Genomic DNA, 5,841 nt, shown 5'->3' with positions numbered 1-5,841 from the left:
AATCAAACGTTCATCCCCCGGGAACGAATTGTCGTCACCTCTGTGATCAAGCTGTTGCCGAGAATGCGGTTAGCGGGTGATGAGGAATGGGTCGCGACGAGCCGCGCCCCACTGGGCCTGCTCGGCGAGCTGGTGCACCGGCTGACCGCGTTGCCGGACGCCGACGCGCTCGCGCTGGTCGAGTCCCGGGCACGGGCCGGTGGCGCCGTACCGACGTGGGACACCGAGCGGACGCTCGCCCTGTGCCACCGGCTCGACAACCTGCCGTTGGCCCTCGAACTGGCCGCCGCACGACTGCGGCACATGCCGATCGACGACGTGCTCGCCGGGCTGACCGACCGGTTCGCGCTGCTCGACGACGCACTGCGCGGCCTGCCCGAGCGGCACGCGAGCCTGTGGGCGCTTGTCGACTGGAGCAGGGAACTGCTCGCCGAGGCCGACCGCGACCTGCTTCAGCGGGTCGCTGTCATCCCCGCGCCGTTCACCGCGGACCTCGCCGCCGCCGTCGCGCAGGCCCCGGACGTCCGTCGGGGCCTGGCGACCCTCGTCGAGCAGTCCCTGTTGACCCTGGTCGAGGGAGACGGCCCGCCGCGCTACCGCATGCTCGAAACGGTCCGTGAATACGGCGAGGCCCGGCTGGACGCGGCGGGTGCCCGGGACCAGGCCATGGCCGGCCTGGTCAGGTGGGCGCGGCAGCAGGCCGTCGCGCTGGCCGCCCGCTTCATCGGCCCCGGCCAGGTCGAGGCGCTGCACCGTTGCGCCGCCGAACAGGACAACCTGGTCGCGGGCCTGCGATGGGCGATGGGAGGGGACGACGAGCCCGCCGCCGTCGACGTCGCCACCGCGCTGTTCCACCTCTGGTCGGTGCGGGGCCTGCACCTGGAGGTCCTCTCCTGGGCGCGCGGGCTGCTGCACATGGACGACCCGCAGCGGCGGCTGCGGTCGGCGATCCTGCGCGGCGCGGCCAGCGGCCGGCCACTGCCCAACGCCGACCGGCTGGCCTGGACGTGCGTGGTGATCAGCGTGAACGCTGGCGTCAGCGGCGACCTGCGGCCCGCCGTGCTCGCCCGGCGGGCGCTGCGGACGCTCCAGACCGAACGTCCCGTCGAGGTGTCGTCCCGGCTGACCGCTCTCGCGTCGGCGCTGCCCGGCTTCGACGCGTCCGATCTGGAGCAGAGCCTGAAGAGCGCGACCGAGATGGTCGCGCACCCGGACCCGTACGTGCAGGGGCTGGGGCTGTTCGCGCGCGCGGCGGTACGGGAGAACGGCGGCCTGCCGGAGGCGTCGATCAGCGACGCCGAGCAGGCTTACCACCGCTTCGAAGCCGCCGGCGACCACTGGGGCATGGCGATGGCGGCGGGTGCGGTCGGGCAGTTCCTGGTTCCGGGCGGGGATGCCCGGTCGGCCGAGTGGCTGACCCGCAGCGTCCGGCACATGGAGTTGGTGGGCGCCACGCAGGACGCGCGGTCGATCCGGGTGCGGCTGGACGTGCAGCTCGCCCTGACCGGCGACGCGGAGGCGGAACGGCGACTGGGCGAGACGGCCGCGCTGGGCCAGGCCGAGCAGATCGACGCCGCGCAGGCGCTGCTCGGCCTGGCGCACCTCGCCTGGCAGCGTGAGCGGTACGACGAGGCGCTCGCCCGCGCCGACGAGGTGACCCGTGTCCTCGCCGGCTGGGTCGGACCGCAGCCACAGCCGCGCGTGATGCTCCGGGCCACGGCGGCGCTCATCTATTTGCGGGTGGCCCAGGTGGGGCGGGTGTCGGGCACCCACGCCACCATCCAGGCGGCCGCCCTGCTGTCGCTCGCCCGCGAGGATGCGCTGACCTCACGGGACCTGCCGGTGATCGGGGCGTGGGCATCGGGCGGCGCGGAGCTCGCGGCGTACCGGGGTGAGGCCGACACCGCCCGCGAACTGGCCGTACTCGCGAAGCGGATCGGCACCCAGATCGAAATGTTCTTTCCCTTCGAGAACGGCGAACGGCTCAACGCCATCCTCGGGAAAGAGGAACAGCGTGAGCCGTTGCATGCCGCGTGGCGCGAGCGGACACCCGCAGCGGCCGTCAGCCGGATCCGCGAGCTGATGGACGACCTGCTCGCGTAGGTCAGATCTTCTTCCGGTACGCCCGCAGCGCCAGCGGCATGAACACCGCGACGAAGCCGGCGCACCAGGCGAGCGTCCACCACACGTGGTTGCCCAGCGGGGTGCCGAGGAACAGCCCGCGCACCGACGCCACCAGGTGGGTCATCGGGTTGACGTCCACGAACGCCTGCATCCAGCCCGGCAGGGTGTCGGCGCCGACGAACACGTTGGACGCGAAGCTCAGCGGCATGATCAACGCGAACATCACACCCTGCACGGCACCCGCGGTCCGCACCTTCATGGACACCAGCACCGGCAGCCAGCTCAGGCAGAGCGCGAACAGCACCGCGAGCAGACACCCGGCGATGGCCCGGAACAGGTCGGTCTCGATGCGGAAACCCATCACGTAGCCGATCGCGAGGGTCGACACGGTGACGATCACGTACCGGACGACGTCGCCGAGGACCGCGCCGACCAGTGGGGCGGAGCGGGGGATCGGCAACGACCGGAACCGGTCGAAGATGCCCTTGGCGATGTCGGTGTTGAGGTTGACGCCGATCGCGATGGCGCCGGTCGCGATCGTCTGCGCCAGGATGCCGGGCAGCAGGAACTGCAGATAGTCGTGGGTCGAGCCGGCGACCGCGCCGCCGAAGACGTACACGAAGATGATGAGGAACAGCACCGGTTGCAGGGTGACGTCGATGAGCGCCTCGGGCGTACGCCAGGTCTTGATGAGGCTGCGTTTGGCGAGTGCCAACGAGTGCCGGACCAGTCGAAACGGTCGCGGGTGCGCGGTGATCGTCGACAGCGCCCGGTTCCGGGTGGGTGGTGCGTCGGTCAGAGTGCTCATGCCGCGACCTCCGTGGGGCGGGTGGTGTCGTCTTCTGATGCCGTACGCCCGGTGAGGGTGAAGAACACCTCGTCGAGGCTCGGCAGGTGCAGGGAGAGTTCGGTGACCGCGATGCCGGCCGTGGCGAAGCGCGCGACGCTCTCGGTCAGGGCCGCGTCGTCGGTGACCGGCACCGCGAGGACACCCTTGCGGATCTCGTCGGCCTGCGCGCCGGAGCCGACCTGGGTCAGGATCTCCGCGGTACGCGGCAGGTGCGCCGGGTCGGACGGCCGGACCTCCAGGGTCTGCCCGCCGACCACCCGCTTGAGCCCGTCAGGTGTGTCGTGTGCGATCACCCGGCCGTGGTCGATCACCGTGATCGCGTCGGCGAGCGCGTCGGCCTCCTCCAGGTACTGCGTGGTGAGCAGCACCGTCGAGCCGTTGTTGACAAGCGTTCGGACCACGCCCCACATGTCCTCGCGTTTGGCCGGGTCGAGCCCGGTCGTCGGCTCGTCGAGGAAGATCACGTCGGGCGAGCCGACGAGGCTGGCGGCCAGGTCCAGCCGTCGCCGCATGCCACCGGAGTAGGTCTTGGCCTGACGGTTCGCGGCATCGGTCAGGTCGAACCAGTCGAGCAGCTCGGCGGCCCGCCGCCGGGCGCCGCTGCGCCCCAGCTCCAGCAGGGTGCCGAACAGCTCCAGGTTCTGCCGACCGGTCAGGTCCTCGTCGACCGAGGCGTACTGGCCGGTCAGTCCGATGCTCTGCCGAACGCGTTCGGCGTCCCGCACCACGTCGAAACCACCGATCCGGGCGGTTCCGCCGTCCGGGGTCAGCAGGGTGGAGAGGATGCGAACGGCGGTGGTCTTACCGGCGCCGTTCGGGCCGAGCACCCCGAGCACCGTCCCCCGGGGCACGGCGAGGTCCACGCCCTGCAGCGCCCTCGTCTTCCCGAACGTCTTCACGAGGCCCTCGGCCTCGATCACCAGGTCAGCTGTCATGCGTACAGCCTGCGCGGGCCCGCTGACACCGCCCCGACACGCCACCGACATCGGCTGACACGGGCTGACACCGCAGTCGTCGAGGGGAGGGCGGCCAGGGTGTGCGCGTCCACACCGACGGCCGGCGCCACGATATGCTGGCCACGGCAGAGCGCCTGCCAGCGCCCGATGTGGTGGCCCACGCCCGACCACATGCCTGGGGCCAAGAGTCTCCGACTCCGCGCCGATGTGTCGACTCTCGGCGTGCCGGTCACGCCGTCCGTTCGGTGGAGTGCGTGGGGCTGCACCGGAGGCGTCATGTCTGATCCCACCCCCCGACGGACCCCGGCCCCGGGTCGCGCCCGCAAACGCGCCATCCGGGAGCACGCAGCGCGGGCTGGCGTTGCCTACTCGGAGGCGGCCCGGCAGCTCGAGTCGGTCGGCCTTCGGCCCGGCGAAACCCTTTCCAGGTACGGGCGGACGATCTATCCGATCGGGTTCGACCCGCATCGCCAACTGCTCGTCGAACGCCGTGAGCGGCGGTCGTTCGAGGAGCGGGTGTCGGACACCAGACGGGCCGCGGCCCTGCCTCATGGCCGTGCGCGGCACCTCGTCGAGCGGTTCCCGCCCAGCCGCGGGCGTACCGGCAGCGGTGTCGGCTCGCTCTATCACGGCGAGGGCCGCGAGGAACTGCTCGCGATGCTGTTCATCGTGATCGTGGCCGAGTCGCCGGGGTTGCTGCCGGAGGTGGGCGACCTCGCCTGGATCGCGGAACTCGGCGAGGACACGGCACTCGACACGGCTTGCGCCGAAGTCGACAGGGAGGCCCGCCGCCTGCTCGACCAGGAGCCACCGGCCCTCTGGTCGCGCATCCAGAACGCGCTGACCGTGGCCGGACGCAGCGTGGACGGGCAGGTCCGCCAGGAGGCGATCCGGCAGACCGCGCTGTTGGGCACGATGATGACCCCGCGTCTGGGCTACGCGGGCGAGCCGTACGTTCCGGGGTTGCCCGTCGCCGGGGTCCGGCAGATCCTCGACGCGCTGCTGATCGTCGCCGACGACGGACACGCGCCCGGCACCCGCGTACGCCTGCTCACGACGCCGCACCACGGGCGGTCAGCCACGATCATCGGTGCCCTTTGGGGTTCGTCCGGTCCGCCGGTGGGCTATCTGGTGTGGCTCGACGGAGCGACGGCGCCGCTGTCGGCCCGCCCCGACGACCTGATTGTGCTGGCCGACCAGGAGACCGTTCCGCGCTGAGCCGGGGCGGTCTGGACCACTCTCGCAAGGATCAGGCGACGGTCAGGCGGAAGACCTGCCGGGAACCGCCCTCCGGACCGGGATCGACGGCCTCGGCAGCGGTGAAGCCGAGGCGCTCGTAGAAGCACGCGCACCGCTGACGCGGGCGCCCGGGTGATCGGCGCCAAAGGTGACCACGTCGACGGAGCCTGAGCCCGGCACGAACCTGCGCACAGCCGCTGTCATCAGTGCGCGACCAACACTCTGCCCGCGCGACTGCTCAGCAACGACAAGCCAGTGGACGTGGTGGGTCGGAGCTTCCGCCGTGAACAACAACCCACCCAGGAGATCGGGTCCGGAGGAGACAGCAACACCAACGCGTCACGGTCCAGTAACCCGCCCCACCGTCGTCGATCATGGACTTGTGGTGGTCAACAAAAGCCGTGAACAGCAATAACTAAGGCACCACAACTCCATGATCCACGATACCGGCCCGCCCCCATGCCGCGATCTTGCACTTTCTGTCCCGACATAGGGGTCGTTCCACGCGTATCGGCAACCGAAACTGCAAGATCGGCGGGGCGCGGGGCGCGGGGCGCGGGGTGCGGGGTGCGGGGCGCGGGGCGTGGGGGTCCGCTCCGCGCTGGACGCGGTGCCGCCGAGCCTCGCCGACGCGGTCCGCGCCTACGGCGGTACGCGTCGTCATGTGCTGTG

Annotated in this window: 4 protein-coding genes and 1 pseudogene; 2 read left to right on the top strand and 3 right to left on the bottom strand. The window is 71.3% G+C overall.

Annotated elements, in window-relative coordinates:
- Positions 1-2,103, top strand: a pseudogene (locus ABZ749_RS27635) (transcriptional regulator); the annotation flags it as partial.
- 1 nt (position 2,104) lies between these two features.
- Here the strand turns inward: ABZ749_RS27635 and ABZ749_RS27630 are convergent.
- Both ABZ749_RS27630 and ABZ749_RS27625 read right to left on the bottom strand, forming a co-directional pair.
- A complete protein-coding gene (locus tag ABZ749_RS27630) occupies positions 2,105-2,932 on the bottom strand; it encodes an ABC transporter permease (protein WP_357232937.1) in 828 nt (275 codons plus the stop codon).
- Positions 2,929-3,909: an ATP-binding cassette domain-containing protein gene (locus tag ABZ749_RS27625; protein WP_357232935.1), complete on the bottom strand. Its 981-nt coding sequence runs from the start codon at positions 3,907-3,909 to the stop codon at positions 2,929-2,931. The genes ABZ749_RS27630 and ABZ749_RS27625 overlap by 4 nt, the downstream gene beginning before the upstream one ends.
- Positions 3,910-4,206: 297 nt before the next feature.
- On the opposite strand from ABZ749_RS27625, the gene ABZ749_RS27620 reads away from it, so the two are divergent.
- Positions 4,207-5,148 carry a hypothetical protein gene (locus tag ABZ749_RS27620; RefSeq protein WP_357232933.1) on the top strand — a complete coding sequence of 314 codons (942 nt, stop codon included), beginning with the start codon at positions 4,207-4,209 and terminating at the stop codon, positions 5,146-5,148.
- A 42-nt stretch (positions 5,149-5,190) separates the two neighbouring features.
- On the opposite strand, the gene ABZ749_RS27615 is transcribed toward ABZ749_RS27620, so the two are convergent.
- Positions 5,191-5,472 (bottom strand): GNAT family N-acetyltransferase, encoded by a 282-nt coding sequence (locus ABZ749_RS27615; protein WP_357232940.1) that lies wholly within the window; start codon positions 5,470-5,472, stop codon positions 5,191-5,193.
- Positions 5,473-5,841: the final 369 nt, after the last annotated feature.

Origin of the sequence: Micromonospora sp. NPDC047753 (assembly GCF_040642735.1) — a bacterium.
Taxonomy (GTDB): domain Bacteria; phylum Actinomycetota; class Actinomycetes; order Mycobacteriales; family Micromonosporaceae; genus Micromonospora.
Note: the sequence above shows the minus strand (reverse complement) of the source record. Positions and strands in the feature narration are given on the sequence as shown.